The sequence below is a fragment of the Spirochaetota bacterium genome (genome assembly GCA_038043445.1).
In the GTDB taxonomy this organism is placed as follows: domain Bacteria; phylum Spirochaetota; class Brachyspiria; order Brachyspirales; family JACRPF01; genus JBBTBY01.
This window is the reverse complement of record JBBTBY010000164.1, coordinates 1-14,850: the sequence shown is the minus strand read 5'-3', so window position 1 is coordinate 14,850 and position 14,850 is coordinate 1. Positions and strand designations below refer to the sequence as shown.

Below are 14,850 nucleotides of genomic sequence, written 5' to 3'. Positions count from 1 at the left end.
CTAATGCTCCGCTTTCGTTTCGGCGTCGGGTATATCGGCAAGATTCCTGAACTCCTCTGCCTTGACGATGTAATTATAGAGTGCGTTCAGATAATTGAGCTTCGAGCGCATGAGCGCCACCTCCGCGTCGCGCAGGTCGATGTTCTTCGCAAGACCGTTGACGAAATTCTCCCGGGCGATGCGATAGCCCTCTTCCGCCTGCTTCACCGTGCGGTCCGCCGCCTCGATGATATCCTTATACTCATCAAGCGAGAGGTATATCGATTCGAGCTGAAGCCGAAATTGTTTTTCAATGGATTGCTGCGTTATCCTCTGTTTTTCGGCATCGGCCGAAGCCTGCTTGATATCGCTCACGTTCTTGAAATTATTATAAAGTGTCCACTGAAAGCCAATGCTGATGTCCCATGAATTCTGCCAGTTCTCCCATCGGAAATTATAATTGCTGAGCGAATAGACATTGTTCGCCGAGATCGATATCGTAGGGAAAAGCTGACTTACCGCTTTCCAGCGGCGACATTCAGATATCGTCGAGAGGCGTTCCTGTATCTCGCGGTCGTCATTGGAAATCCGGAAGCGTTTCTCCACCTCCGGGTAATCGATCTCTATCTTCCTGAACGAAAGTTCGCCCGCAAGTGCTATCGGTGCCGATAACTCCATGCCGATGAACGCCTTCAGCCGCTTGAGCGACATCTCGTATGCGTTCTTCATCGACTTCACGTTCGGTGCCGTGCTGTCCACCTCGATGCGCGAGCGCAGTACATCATAGCTCGACGCCTCGCCGCCCGCGAATTTCCTCTGATTGACGGCAAGCATTTCCTTCGCGCGCTTGAGCGATTCTTCCTGTATGCGATGACTTTCCTGCGATACGAGGGCGCCGTAAAAAGCACTGATCGTATCAGCCTTCAGCTTTTCACCCGCTTTCTTCAGTTTTACTTTTGCTATACGCAGCTGCTCTTCCTGTATCTTAAGCTCCAGCGAAAGCCTGCCGAAGGTGAAGAGGGGCTGATTGACCGACATCTGTGCGGTATACGGCTGCCGCGTGCTCATCTCGAACGAACCCATCATCGGGATGGTCACGAGCGCGCCGCGTGTTGAAGCAAGATACCCGCCGCTTGCCGTCACTGTCGGACCGAAATCCGCTGTGGCTTTCTGGAATTGCGCCTCGGCGATCTCGACATCGAGCCTGGCAATGCGATGATCGTCATTGTTCGTAAGGGCAACGCGATAGCAGTCATCGAATGAGAGCGTCCGTGTCTCTGCGGTAAGCGCGACCGCTGCGATAGCGAATAGAACGAGCTTTTTCATCAGAAGTAATTCCTCCACCCGAAGCCGATCTTCAGCGCCATGAAGCCGTCGGCAAGGAAATCGGGTTTCGGGTAGAACGACAATGCCGCGCGGAGCGACAGTATCGAATTGTTGACGAACTCATAGCAGACGGCGGCACCGACCGAGGTGAAGAAACCGTTCCACGAAATATCGGAATGCGTCGTACCGACATGATTATGCCGGTTGTTGAAGGCGATGCCCGCCTCCGCGAATACCTGCGGGCGAAATGTCCAATTCGGGAGCGGATTAACGGCAACACCGGCGTATAACGGGAGGAACGAAAAATACTGCTGCACATCGTTGGTGACGATGAAGATAGAGAACCCCAGCCCTGCGTAGACATCGACCCAGGGTATTATCGTAGCCCCCACAACACCGTCGATGGATACCGTATCGTAGATATTCGTCGAAGCGCTCTTTATCGAGGACGGCGAAAGCATGGTCTGATAGGCCACGGAAAAGCCGGTGAATATCATCTTATCGGCTGCGGCAAGCAATGCGGCATGCGCTGCCGTAAGGACAAGGAGCACTATCGCGCGTTTCATCGTTCGCTCACCTTCTCGAAAAGTTCGCGTATCTCGCGTACGAGCGTAAGAAGTTTCTGCCGCTCGGACCTATCGTATCGTTTCATGAGCATTTCCATATAGTTCGCCGCCTTCGAGGAATGGTCCTCATAGACGCGCTTACCCTTCTGCGTAAGGGCGACGCGTACCACACGGCGGTCTTCCGTACCATGGATCCGCGATACATAACCGAGCCGCTCAAGTTTCTTTACCATAGCGCTCGCCGTCGGCGCCTTCACATTGCCGTACGCAGCAATATCCCCCACGGTCGATGGCCCCGTCTTTGAAAGCATGACGAGGATCTGCATGTCGGACATCGTCAGGTCGGAGGTGTGCGCGGAGAACATCATCGGGGCGTACTTCCTGCTCCGGAACGTCTTAATGATCGCTTCGACGTGTTCGATGATCTCGCGGTTAATGGTGTTCATTTGATTCGCTTATACGAATAGTTAGGTGAACGTAAATATATGCAACATCGAAAAAAAGTCAAGCGGCAGCACTATCCACTATCCACGCATAAGGGAGGGAAGAAAACCACTGAGGTCACAGAGAAAATGCCGAGAGGAAACGAAAAAAAATCACCTGTTGGGTAAAGATCAATCCCCGCAATTTCTCTGTGTTCTCCTGCTTTTTCTCTGTGGTTGCATTTCTCTTAACATGATGAATTGGGACTATGCAGGTTGTATACCTGTCGACACCATGCTACAATGACGCATGCGCTTGCAGGTTTCCATCATACTTTACGGCGATACGCGCTGCGTTCCTTCGTGGGCGGTCGATGAAACGGGGAGCGGGTATCATCGCCTCTATCACATCTACGACGGCGGATGCACGTTCTCAATGAATGGGAAGGATACGCATCTCTCGAAGGGGCTCTATCTCCTGCCGTCGCAGCGCGCGTATACGCTTTCGCATGATCGGCGCGATCCATTGACATGCCGCTGGTTCCACATCACGATATCCCCGCCGATAATAAGCCCGCTCGTACGCATCCCGATACGCGGGGCGATATCGTCCATGCTGGCATCGATCTCCGAGGTGATGCGGACCAGGATAACGGATGCACTCCCGTCGCTTATCGAAGCACTTATCACGGTCATACGCTCCGAAGGCCATATCGATAGTATTTCCGACGAGCGGCTTGCACGCGTACTTGCAGCCGTACACGATGACATGACATCTTCCAACGAGCGCCTTGCCGCCATCGCGGGATTAAGCCGCGAATATTTCATACGCCTGTTCGAAAAGACCTTCTCGATGACGCCGCAGGACTACATCGCAGAGCTGCGCATCGTCCGCGCGAAAGGGCTTATCGCTTCGGGCGAAAAGATCGTGTCAGTCGCGGCGGCGGTCGGATTCTCCGATGACAAAGCGTTCTCGCGTTTCTTCAAGGCGCGCACCGGCATGAAGCCTACGGCGTATCGCAGCGTTCGACAGCCGTAACGTTCATTCGTCGTATTCGATATAGACCGGGCTTTCACCGACAGCATAGACGCCGCGCGCCGATCCCGCGATGATAATGCCCATGTGATCGGTGATGCGCGCAGGCGAATCCTGCCGGGGCAGCGGACAGGACACCGCGGCGGGACCGTCCGCCCACGCAGCAATGACAGCGATCGTGCCGCGCTTGAAATGATAAAACGATGCGCCGCTGCGATACTCATCGCGCATGAAAACAGCATTGCCGAGCATGCGCACAAGCACTGCATAGGCGACATAGCCCTGTTTCGGCGTATAGTCGGCGTGGAGCAGCCCGAAATTCTGCTCTGAATCGTTCGGGTCAGTGCCGTCATCGACAAGGTCGTACCAGAAACAGGTGCCGATGTTCGGGAGCGAGAGCGCCTTTACGTAGAGGAGCACGAGGTATTCCGCCGCACGCTCCTTCGTCATGAAACTCCGCGTCGGCGTACCCATCTCGGTGAACCACATCGGAACGTTCTCGTCCCCGTTCGCGCGCAGCACATCGCGTATCGACGATGGCATGAAGACTAATTTATCGACGACGGCGCGGTTCGATGTTTCGGTCGCGGGAGCGGTGTAGGGATGATACGCAGCGATATCGAACGGCCGCGGTGTGCGCTCGTACAATGCCTTGACGAAGAGCGCTTCGTGCGTTTTCGGGTGATCGACCACCCAGTATTTCGGGGAGAACCCGGCGATCATGACGGACAGTGACGGATCGACCCTCTTGATCACCGCATGTGCCGAGGAAAGGAGCGCGGCGTATGACGCTGCATCGGGGTACGGTTTCCAGAATCCGAGGCCGTTGGGTTCATTCCATATCTCCCAGACCGGACACGATCTTTTATAGCGTTCCACCATTGCCGCAATATAGCGTTCCCATGCATCGATGCGCGGCATGGCGCTTTTTCTGTCCGCGGGGGACACTTCCGGCCCCGCTGTCGATGCCCACGCCGTACCATATGCGGCGATGGGGAGCACGCGTACGGAGCGCTTCGCCGTTTCCGCGATTATCGTGTCGAATCGTTCCCATCGGAGATCGCCCTCCGATGGCTCTATCATATCCCAGAGAAAACCCTCGCGTACCCAGTTCGCACCCATGCGCGAGAGGATATCGAGCCTGAGCGAAAGTTCCTCGGGCGGCAAGCGCTTGAGATGCGCCACCACGCCGAAATTATTGCGCGATGGCGATACGGGCGGCATGACAGCGGCGGTCAGCGATGCCGCTGCGAGCTCTTCGTGCCCGTTCTCAAGCCTCGCGTCACAGATGAAATAGCCTTCCGTTTCCGGCGTGAAGACTATTGGAACGTTCGCCGACGTACTGCCTGGGGCGAGCGTCTGGCGTATCGCCGATATCTCCCTGCCGCGATGATCGCGCAATGCGCACACGAACGTAAGTCCGTCGTGACGATCGGCGATGCGTACCCCGGCATCGAGGGCTATCGTCCCGCCGCGCACGATGACGGTCGTCGGTATTCTCTTCGTAAGCGTTATCATCGCCCCGCTCACCGGTTCCACGGTCACCGGCGCTTTCATAATGCCGCCGCGCCGTCCGTCATTGCCGTCGAACACGCGGATGGCAATGGAGTTCTCCGCACCGAAACGGATACGCTCGGGTGCGAGCACGTATTCCCGCGGAGCGGCGGTTGCATCCTTGAAGGCGGGAGGGAATGCGCCCGTGCTCCCGATGATATCGCCGTTCATGTACGCTTCATCCGCTTTCGATACGCCGCCGATACGAAGCACAAGCGTTCTGCCGCGCCAGGTTTCGGGTATGGTCACCGTGCGGCGATACCAGGCGAAGCCTTCCACATCGGGATACCCCTCGTTCTCCCAGAGAGCCGGAACACGTATCTGTTTCCACGCACTGTCATCCAAGCGTTCGGAAGCGCGCGCCGCATCGTCGCCGGGGGCGAAGCGCCAGTGGCCCTCGAGCGATATGGTGTCCGAACCGGCCGGCGCAAGCGTGATGTCGTCGAACCATGCAGTACCCTCCTTCATGATGATACAGCGTACGACGGCGCGTGTGTCCTTCGATATATCGATGTCGGCGGTGATGCGTTTCCATATGTGCGTTCCGCTCACGATGGGGCAGGCGCCCAATGACCCCGTGTCGCTCTCAAGCTTGATCGATACCGACGATGCGCTCTCGGTACGCACCCATCCGGAAAGCCGATATGCCCCGCGGGGGATAGCGGATAATCGCTGCGACCAGGTTGCAACATTGCCATTGCTCACCGTCATCTGTGCCGCGCGGCTCCCGCCGTGTGCGTCACGGGACACGACACGCATAACATCCTTCGTCTTCGCCCAGCCGCTCCATTCCTTGTCACCCGATTCAAAATCGCCGTTCACGAGGAGCGATGCCTGTAATGGGTACGATACGATCAATGCTGTCCCGAACACGCAGCACCATGCCATGAATGACCTCATCATAGTCTCTCCGCTATTGTTCTTGGATGCGCATCATACCCGATAATTATATCCGCAGGCATATTCCATGCAAGTATACCAATGACAATTTCTGGTAGCGGGTTGACCATGAGCCGCCGAACGCCATGTCATTCCCGGCTACCATATTGTCATTTCGAGCGGTTCTATTACCGGATACGCGTTCGTATTATTGCTGCACACAATGACGCGGAGGCGCACATGGAACCGATACCATCGTCCGAGAGAACGATACTTCGGGAGCTCGGCAGGAGAAAGGCGGAGATAGGCGGGCTTCCTGTGCAGAAGGATACGGCCGAGCTCTGGCGGCGATTGAACGATCTTGAACATGTCCGCCCGCTCGTATGGATAAATGAGATCCCCTGGCATGAGCTTGCGGCGAATAACGAGGCGCTTCGCATTCGATGCACGCATTCCCTCGCTTCTGCCGTGGAACGTTCGCTTCGGCAGGAACTCTATCAATGGGATCATTTCCGATGTGATATGGTCGTTGAGCCGGTGATCTATAGCGGCATTGTCGGCGGGCCGTCATCGAGCTACGCGGATTACGGCATTACTGAAAAACTGGCGCGCGCCGACGGCGGGTATGATGTGGGGTATATCCCTGTCATCCAATCCGAAGCGGACGCCGACGCGATTCGCACGCCGAAGGTGTGGTTCGACAGGGAAGCGACCGAAGATAAATTCAGGGTGCTCGCGGAAGTTTTTGACGGCGTTCTGCCGGTGAAAGAACGCGGCATTGTCCATCAATGGCATTCACCGTGGGACCAGATAATACACTGGTACGGCATCGAACAGCTCTACACGGACATGTACGAACGCCCCGCGCTCGTGCACCGCATACTCGCAAACTTCACGAAAGCATTGACCGCCGTGCTCGATGAGCAGGAGGCACTCGGCATGCTCGATGTCGGCAACGGGAATTACCGTATCGGGTCGGGCGGGCTCGGCATTTCCGATGCATTGCCCGCGTCGAAGAACGGCACCCCGATATCGGCGCATATGCAGTGGGGCTGCTCGACAGCGCAGATATTCTCCGAGGTATCCCCCGCCATGCACGAGGAATTCTCGCTGCAGTACGAGCTGCCGATACTGAAGCGTTTCGGCCTTACCTACTACGGCTGCTGCGAGCCCTTACATCGCAAGATAGACATCTTAAAGAAGATACCCAATCTGAGGAAGATATCGATGAGCCCGTGGGTGAATATCGACGAGGCGGCGCAACGCATCGGTCGCGATTATGTGTTCTCGCTCAAGCCCTCGCCGGCACTTCTTGCCACCGATCGATTTGATGCTGCCGCAGCACACGATGATCTTGCGATGAAACTTGAAAGAACAAAAGCGTGTACTGTTGAAGTGATACTGAAAGATGTCACCACTATCCGAGGCGATGCGCGTCGGCTGGACGACTGGGCGAAGATAGCATCGTCGCTTGCTGCCGCGTAAATATCGGAATTATTGCTTTTCCTCACCTGCTCTGATATACTCGGTGCGTCATCGATACGAACGCAAAGGAGCACCGCATGTCAGTTTCCGTCGACTATAATGCCGCAAAGAAATTCCTTGCCGCACATGAGCTTGCCAATCTCGCTGCCGGCGCCGCACAGGCGAATGAGCTTCTCCATACGGGAAAAGGCGCAGGGAACGATTTTCTCGGCTGGGTAGGGCTTCCCTCGGCAGCAAAGGGCAATGCCGCTTCCGTAAAGAAGATCGCTTCTGAAATGAAAAATAACGCCGAGGTCATCGTCGTCGTCGGCATCGGCGGTTCGTATCTCGGTGCACGCGCCGTCATCGATGCGTTCTCGGGCAGTTTCGTGTCGGCATCGGCGAAAAAGGGCGCGCCGACGGTGATATATGCCGGCAATAATCTGAGCGGGCAATATCATATGGATGTGCTTCGCTTTCTCGAAGGAAAGGATTTCTATGTGAACGTCATATCGAAAAGCGGAACCACTACCGAGCCCGCGATAGCGTTCCGCATCCTGAAGGAATATACCGAGAAGCGTTACGGTGCCAAGGCATCCGAGCGCATCATCGCCACGACGGACAAGGCGAAGGGCGCATTGAGGAAGCTCGCTGACGAAAAGAAATACCGCACCTTCGTGATACCCGATGATGTCGGGGGACGCTATTCGGTATTGACGCCGGTAGGGCTCCTTCCCATCGCTGCGGCCGGCATCGATATCGACGGATTGCTCGACGGGGCAGTATCGATGGAGCAGCAGACGAAGGACGGTTCTCTCGAAAAGAACCCAGCGGCACTGTACGCAGCGCTCCGCAATGCGCTCTATGCAAAAGGGTACACGACCGAGATCATGGTCAATTATCTCCCGCGCATGCACTTCATCGCTGAATGGTGGAAACAGCTCTACGGCGAGAGCGAAGGCAAGGACAATAAAGGCATATTCCCCGCATCGATAGATCTCACCACGGACCTGCATTCCCTCGGCCAGTACGTGCAGGAAGGCCGGCGCACTCTTTTCGAATCGGTCATCGCTGTTAACACAGAATCGGAAGATGTTGTCATGAGATCGCAATCCGATGATGCCGATGGCCTCAATTATCTCGCCGGAAAGAACATGCATGAGATAAACAGCACCGCGCGTACGGCCACCATGCTCGCACACGTCGATGGCGGCGTGCCCAATATCGTCGTATCGCTCGATGCGGTAAGCCCCTTCACCATGGGTGAGCTCATCTATTTCTACGAGAAAGCCTGCGGGATAAGCGGCTATATGCTCGGCGTCAATCCCTTCGATCAGCCCGGCGTGGAAGCGTACAAGAAGAACATGTTCGCGCTCCTCGGGAAAAAAGGATACGAGAAGGAACGCGAGGCGCTCTCGAAGCGGCTGTAATCACCCGCATGGACTGGTCGTTCATATCCGGAAAGATAGCCCCGCTCATCGAGGAATCGATACGGGTACCGCTCATCGAGCCGGGGATGAACGCGAATTTTTCCGACGGATTCATCGCGAAAAAGACCGTGCCATGCAGCATCATCGCGCAGGCATACGACGGGAAATTCGGCATTCAGCTTGAAGACCGCGAAATGATCAAGACCGAAGCCGGCGGCGCATACATCGTCGGTGCGAACAGTGCGCTCACGATAGGCCATTATGCCGAGGGCAGCTCCGACGGCATCATGAAAGGCCGCTGGGTGCATATACACTTCACCGTGTTCGGCACGCTCGATCTTCTATCGCTGTTCGATATGCCGCTCACCGTCCCGAAGGACACGGCGGACCGGTTCGGTGATATCATTCAGACAATGCTCGACAGCCGTGATACACCGTTGATGCCGATAGCAAGAACGGCGGCGCGCAATGCAAGTGCATTCCGCATATTGGAGATACTCTGCTCACTGTCCCGCCCCTCGCCGACGGCCTCGGTCATCATGCGTCACTCCGCTGCGCTCGCGCCGGCGTTAAGCTTCATCCGCAGCGAGCTGCATGGTCATATCGAAGTGAAGGACATCGCGGGATCAGCGGGGCTTTCGCCGTCGCATCTGCATACGCTCTTTCGCGAGACCGTCGGCGTTCCGCCGATGGAATATGTCAAGGAATTGCGATTGACCGAAACGCGTTACCGCGTGGCCACCACCGATACGACGCTCGCCGAGATCGCGCGCTCGGCGGGGTTCGCCGACCAATTCCATTTCAGCCGCTCGTTCAAGGAACGCTTCGGCGTAACGCCGTCCGCGTACCGGAAGCAATACGCCGACACGATGTGAGATGACGGAGCGGCATCAAAGAGAAGCGAGGACTGTTCTTCATTGAACGATCGCCGCACTACCGTTCGTAGACAAGCAGCTCCTGATAATAATCCTTGAAGCACTGGACGTTCTCCGGCTTCTTGCCCCCGCCGCCCATGTACATCATGATGGACGGGTATTTCTCGTTCAACTCCCGGAGCTTTTTCAGCTCGGCGTATATATCCTCCGGCGTACCGACATCGATGTTCTGATTGCTCGTTTTCACGCGGTATATCATCTTCGTTCCGCCGGCGCGCATCACATCCTCCGGGTCCATCGATGAACTTTCGATGAACAATCCGTCAGGACCGGTTTTGATGATATCGTCGATGACCGGGAAATAATTCCCGTCGGAGATATAGAGCACTTTTTTTCCGAGCGCATGTACGGCACTGAAGAACCGTGCATACCAGGGGAATACGTATTCGCGAAGATAATCGGGGCTCAGGATGACACTCTTGGTGCTGGCAATATCATCATGGATGTTGATGAGCTTGACACTGTCGAGCGAACACCAGCCCTTGATGACGGCAAGCGTCGCTTCGCCGAAGCTGTCGAGGACGCGCCCGAATTTCGGCGCATCGAGCGCGGAGGCGAGGAGGAACGGCTCCCAATCGAATTCCAGCGTCGCCCGCGTGATCAGCGTTCCGTAGTGCAGAGGGGTGACAAAACCGCTCCCGTCACGCGATGATACGACGGCAGACATCTCCCCTGTCATGCGTGCATCGACGGTCTCCGCGGCGAAACGTTCGAGCGGCACGTTGAGCACATCGTTGTAATCCTTATAGAGCTCGGGGTTGCCCTGCCGCCAATTGCCGCCATCGATCGTCGTTTTCGTACGGCCATCCTTCCAGACGAACACTTCACCCTCTTTGACAAGCTCCGGTTCGCCGAGATGATATTTTTCCGTGTTATATTCCACCTGATGATAGTCCCCGGGTACGGGTATCCTGTCGGGGCGTTCAAAACGAAGGAGCTTTTCCATGCGCTCATACTTCTTCCTGAGCTCTTCGGTCATCGTCCCGGCGGCTTCAGCGTGAGACTTTGCAGGTGCCATGATGTACTCCTTGTCGGTCCCGGTATTCTTCATCGTTCACGTCAATAGTATCAGCGGATGCCGGACCGGACAATGAACGGAACGGACACATGAGTGAACAGAACGGACAGTACCGGCACGGCGTCAGCCGTCGATGTCCTTCATGCGGGCACGGTATTCCTCCGGCGTCATGGCGAACGTGCGCTTGAACATCCGGAAGAAATAGTTCACATTGTCGAACCCGAGCCGGGATGCGATCGTCGCTATCGGAAGCCCGCCTGCCAGGAGCACACGGGCGCGCTGCATCCTCCTATTATTGATATACGATACGCAGGTCATCCCATGGAAGTGCCGGAACAGCCGCTGTATCTTTTTCTTCGGGAGCGAAAGTTCCCGCTCAATGGCGTCCATGGAAATAGCATCGCCAAAACGGCGTTCGATAAGTCCTTCGATAGCGGATATCAGTTCCCCATCACGGTGCGGCGCCTTCGTACGGACCGACGTGCCGCGCCGCCCGCGCACGACTGCAGCCGGCACACGCGCGCGCAGAATGAGGTATAAAAAATTCTTGAAAAGACTTTCGCAGTAGGCGATGGAGAAATCGCCGGCGGCTTCGCCGCTGTCGGCGTCTATCCTCATCGCTTCGCTGTCAAGGTTCTCGAGGATATTACCCGCTTCCTTCGACATTGCACGTGTGTGACAGGTGAACGGGAAGGCGGCATCTATCTTCCGGTAGTCGGCCCTATCGACGGCGCTCTCGCTCTGCTGCATGCCGAGATACATCACCTGCATGCGCGTCATCGAGCGGGATTCCCCCCATCGATGCGGTATGCCGGGGGCAAGGAGGATGACCGTACCGGGGACATATCGTATCGGTGTACGCTCCGCATAATATGTGCCGGTGCCCTCGCGAATGACGATAAGTTCATAGAGCGGATCGTGGATATGTCTATCCAAACCGGGTCCCGGTCTTCTGAGGAGCGTGTAATACTCGAACAGATGCACGGTGAACGAGCCGAGCGTAACGGGCGGCATATTGGCTGCGAGCGTCATCTGGCAGTGATTACGCCGTACATATCCCTTCTTCCCGTGCACCGACGACGTAAGGAACGTATCGATCGGTCTTCCCAGATGATGTGTCGGCTTATGCATACGAGTCTTCTCATCCCTCCGCTAAGGGATACATCGGATCGCGTGAAAAAACAATAGGTGCCGGACGCTGAATTCCCTTGTTATTTTATCGGGGTGTGTTAGAATACCGCCATTACTCAACCAAGGAGCATGATATGAAGCGTGTACTCCTCGCCTTCCTCTTCCCCATCCTGTTCGCCGCTGTGGCGTCCGGCGCAAAGCCGAGCGCATCGGTGCTTACAAAAGCGAGCAATGACATGATGACCGGATTCAAATTATATGAAGAAAAACGGGATTATGCCGCGGCACGAAAGCATCTTGAAGCGGCGTATGATGCCGGCCTTCGCAACGGGACGCTGGTGTTCCGCCTCGGATACTGCAAGGAAAAAGCCTCCGGCGATAAAACATCGGCCAAGGAGCTCTACAAGGAATCGCTTGCATTGTTCAAAGCGAACCCTGCTGACGCGGAAAATTACAAGAAAGCGTATTATAATTACGGGGTACTCTATTATGAACTCGTCAATAAGACGCCGGATGTGGAAGACAAGATAAAACTGCTCATGACCGCCAAGCGCATCTGGGACGAAGCGCTCGCCGTCCATTCGAACAACGAATACGTGCTCGATTACTATCCGAAGCTTGAGACCGATCTTAAGCGGCTGGAAAAGAACCGGCATTCACGGTAAGGGGCGATAATAGCTGATGAAAGGTTGGTTCGTCGGGCTCCTGCTTGCCATTGTCATCGGCGTTTTCGGCATCACCGTCATTTCCGTCTGGACCGTTGCGACACATGCCCGTATTCTCACGCTTGAGGAACGTACGGAAGATACCTTCGTTACGGTGGTGACCGCGTATCAGAAGCGTATCGACGGCCTGCCCCGTTTCATCCAGACCGTGCGGTCGTTCCCCACCCTGGAAAAAGAGCCCATCGCCGCTCTGCTCGAGGCATATGCAAAGACGACAAATGCCGATGCGGGAGCGGTGACGCTCGGTAAACCCATGTCGCTGCGCGATTTCATCATGGAGCAGAACGCCCTCTCCTTTTCGCTCTACCGGCTCATCACGGTCATTGAACGCCATCTTGAAATAAAAAAGACCGAGCCGTACCTTATCGTCCGTGCTGAGCTGCGCGCACAGGATGAACAGATAGCTGCCGCCATCACGCGTTTCAATACCGAAGCCATTGAATACAATAACCGCGTCGGGCGCATCCCGTCGGGCATCATCGCCGGTTTCATGGGCAAGTTCAAAAAACCGTACTTCGAGTTCGGCAAGGACCAGAAAGCCCCCGTCATCGTGCGGCTGGACTGACGCGAATGAAAGAACCCATCGACCGGGCACTGCGCTCCATCGTCATACGCGGGCTGAACTGGCGCCTCGGCGATTCGCTCATGACCACGCCGTACATAGCCGCGGTGCGGGAATTGTTCCCGAACGCCCGCATTACGCTCATCATCCCGCCGCGTGTCGCGCGTGTGTTCGAAGGAAATCCCGCCATCGACGAGGTCATATGCTATGACACGGAGACGACGCATCGCTCCGTCATCTCCCGCATACGCTTCGGCCTCATGCTGCGTAAAAGAAAATTCGATGCGGCCTTTCTCCTGCAGCGTGCCATCGAAGCGGCCATCATCATGCGCATTGCCGGAGTCCCGATGCGCCTCGGGTACGCAAGCGATAACCGCGGTTTTCTCCTCACGCACCCGATAGCCGAGGATGAATGGTCTCTGGCAAAAGCAACGTATCATCAGATCGATTATTATATGAAGATGCTCTCGGCATACTTCGCGCTCCCCGGAACATCATATCCCCTGTCTATAGCCCCCCTGCCGCGCGACCGCGATTCCGCGCGGAAAAAGCTTGCCGGGATGGGCATCGATATCGATGCTGACGATTATCTCATCATCGGCCCCGGGACATCGTACGGGGTGGCCCGATTGTGGGGAATGGAGAATTGGCGCGCGCTCATTACCAGACTTGCCGCCGAGCGCCCGTCGCTCAAGTTCATCGTCATCGGCGCCGAGCACGACACGGAGCATTGGGCGGCACTTGACGGCGTGCCGAACACGGTCAATCTCGTCGGCAAGACCGATATCGGCGAGCTCATCGCGCTCATGGCGACATGCCGATGCGTCGTCACCATCGACAATGGGAATACCCACCTCGCCTGCGCGCTCAACAAACCGCTCGTCGTGCTGTTCGGAACGGCGAACCCGCTCATCACCGGGCCGTATCACCGCATCGAGGATGTCATCTATAAGAAGCCGTACTGCTCACCCTGCTGGGACAGAATATGCCGCGAAGGGCATCACAAATGCATGAAGGATATCACGGTCGATGATGTGCTCGAAAAGGTCCGGGAACGGATCGATAGTAACTATCATCAGCGATAGATATGTGCTCAGTCATTCCTGCCCATATTGAGCTGCTTCTGCATGCGTTCGCCTTTCTTCATCTCCGCCTGCATCTTGCCGTAATCCATCTCGCGTTTTGCGCGGAACGCCGAAAGCGCTTCGGTCTGCTTTTCGATGTTCTTATCCTCGTCCTTCGTTTTCTGTTTCGCCATGGCCGCGGAATCATCGAGAATGCCGCGGCTTCGTACGTACGGGGTGAGGAGTTCCGAGAGCTTGAACGCTGCACCGTCGTCGATGATGCCGTCACCGCCGGCAGCATCGTAGCCGAAAAGATCGGCCACACCCTCGACGTTCTTCTCGAGCTGCTCGATGAACAGTTTCTCATCGATGATGAGATACCCCTTCCTCACCGTTTCCCAGTCGCTGCCCGGCTTCCCGGCTGAAACGCCTATCTGTGCGAGGAGGGAAAGCTCGCGCTGTAATCGCGTCGGGTACGGCACAATGACGGCATCCTTCGTTTTCTGACGCACATTATTGACGCTGAACACGCCGGTAAAAATGCCGCGCATGGATATACGCCGCCGAAGCTCGGTCTCGGTCGTTTCATCGTCATGGTCGATACCCAGGCGCTCAGCGAGCGCTGACAGATCGCTTTTTTTCATATCGTCGATGCCGCTCAGTGCGCTTTCCCCGGGCGGCGAGGATGTCGTATTATTGAGCGTGAGCATCGCATTATTATATGCCTTGATGAAGTCGACGATGCGCCCGACGATGACC

At 56.0% G+C, this 14,850-nt stretch carries 14 protein-coding genes; 7 read left to right on the top strand and 7 right to left on the bottom strand.

The window, feature by feature from the left end:
• From AABZ39_20260 to AABZ39_20250, 3 genes are read right to left on the bottom strand one after another with little or no spacing between them, the layout of a single operon-like run.
• Positions 1–1,305, bottom strand: coding sequence for a TolC family protein (locus tag AABZ39_20260; protein ID MEK6797119.1), 1,305 nt, complete (start codon positions 1,303–1,305; stop codon positions 1–3).
• Positions 1,305–1,871: a hypothetical protein gene (locus AABZ39_20255; GenBank protein MEK6797118.1), complete on the bottom strand. Its 567-nt coding sequence runs from the start codon at positions 1,869–1,871 to the stop codon at positions 1,305–1,307. Before AABZ39_20255 ends, AABZ39_20260 begins: the two co-directional genes overlap by 1 nt.
• The gene (locus AABZ39_20250; GenBank protein MEK6797117.1) at positions 1,868–2,317 is read right to left on the bottom strand and encodes a MarR family transcriptional regulator; all 450 of its coding nucleotides are present in this window, start codon (positions 2,315–2,317) and stop codon (positions 1,868–1,870) included. Before AABZ39_20250 ends, AABZ39_20255 begins: the two co-directional genes overlap by 4 nt.
• A 286-nt stretch (positions 2,318–2,603) precedes the next feature.
• Between AABZ39_20250 and AABZ39_20245 the strand changes: the two genes are divergently transcribed.
• On the top strand, positions 2,604–3,332 hold the full coding sequence (locus tag AABZ39_20245; protein MEK6797116.1) for a helix-turn-helix transcriptional regulator: 729 nt from the start codon (positions 2,604–2,606) through the stop codon (positions 3,330–3,332).
• A gap of 3 nt (positions 3,333–3,335) precedes the next feature.
• Here AABZ39_20245 and AABZ39_20240 read toward each other — a convergent pair whose 3' ends face one another.
• Positions 3,336–5,786, bottom strand: a complete 2,451-nt coding sequence (locus AABZ39_20240) for a sugar-binding domain-containing protein (protein ID MEK6797115.1) — start codon at positions 5,784–5,786, stop codon at positions 3,336–3,338.
• Positions 5,787–6,002: 216 nt separating this feature from the next.
• Between AABZ39_20240 and AABZ39_20235 the strand changes: the two genes are divergently transcribed.
• From AABZ39_20235 to AABZ39_20225, 3 genes are all read left to right on the top strand, one after another.
• Positions 6,003–7,247 carry a hypothetical protein gene (locus AABZ39_20235; GenBank protein MEK6797114.1) on the top strand — a complete coding sequence of 415 codons (1,245 nt, stop codon included), beginning with the start codon at positions 6,003–6,005 and terminating at the stop codon, positions 7,245–7,247.
• Between the two features lie 77 nt (positions 7,248–7,324).
• Positions 7,325–8,656 carry a glucose-6-phosphate isomerase gene (locus AABZ39_20230; protein MEK6797113.1) on the top strand — a complete coding sequence of 444 codons (1,332 nt, stop codon included), beginning with the start codon at positions 7,325–7,327 and terminating at the stop codon, positions 8,654–8,656.
• 8 nt (positions 8,657–8,664) lie between these two features.
• Positions 8,665–9,531 carry an AraC family transcriptional regulator gene (locus AABZ39_20225; protein ID MEK6797112.1) on the top strand — a complete coding sequence of 289 codons (867 nt, stop codon included), beginning with the start codon at positions 8,665–8,667 and terminating at the stop codon, positions 9,529–9,531.
• 58 nt (positions 9,532–9,589) lie between these two features.
• On the opposite strand, the gene AABZ39_20220 is transcribed toward AABZ39_20225, so the two are convergent.
• Entirely contained in the window at positions 9,590–10,609 is a 1,020-nt protein-coding gene (locus AABZ39_20220) for a uroporphyrinogen decarboxylase family protein (GenBank protein MEK6797111.1), read from the bottom strand.
• A gap of 123 nt (positions 10,610–10,732) precedes the next feature.
• Positions 10,733–11,740, bottom strand: a complete 1,008-nt coding sequence (locus tag AABZ39_20215; protein MEK6797110.1) for a helix-turn-helix domain-containing protein — start codon at positions 11,738–11,740, stop codon at positions 10,733–10,735.
• A 134-nt stretch (positions 11,741–11,874) separates the two neighbouring features.
• On the opposite strand from AABZ39_20215, the gene AABZ39_20210 reads away from it, so the two are divergent.
• From AABZ39_20210 to waaF, 3 genes are read left to right on the top strand one after another with little or no spacing between them, the layout of a single operon-like run.
• On the top strand, positions 11,875–12,405 hold the full coding sequence (locus AABZ39_20210) for a hypothetical protein (protein ID MEK6797109.1): 531 nt from the start codon (positions 11,875–11,877) through the stop codon (positions 12,403–12,405).
• A 16-nt stretch (positions 12,406–12,421) separates the two neighbouring features.
• Positions 12,422–13,030 (top strand): LemA family protein, encoded by a 609-nt coding sequence (locus AABZ39_20205; GenBank protein MEK6797108.1) that lies wholly within the window; start codon positions 12,422–12,424, stop codon positions 13,028–13,030.
• A gap of 5 nt (positions 13,031–13,035) precedes the next feature.
• A complete protein-coding gene (gene waaF / locus AABZ39_20200) occupies positions 13,036–14,112 on the top strand; it encodes a lipopolysaccharide heptosyltransferase II (GenBank protein ID MEK6797107.1) in 1,077 nt (358 codons plus the stop codon).
• Between the two features lie 8 nt (positions 14,113–14,120).
• Here the strand turns inward: waaF and fliD are convergent.
• The coding region (gene fliD, locus AABZ39_20195) for a flagellar filament capping protein FliD (GenBank protein MEK6797106.1) at positions 14,121–14,850 on the bottom strand (730 nt) is incomplete at its 5' end.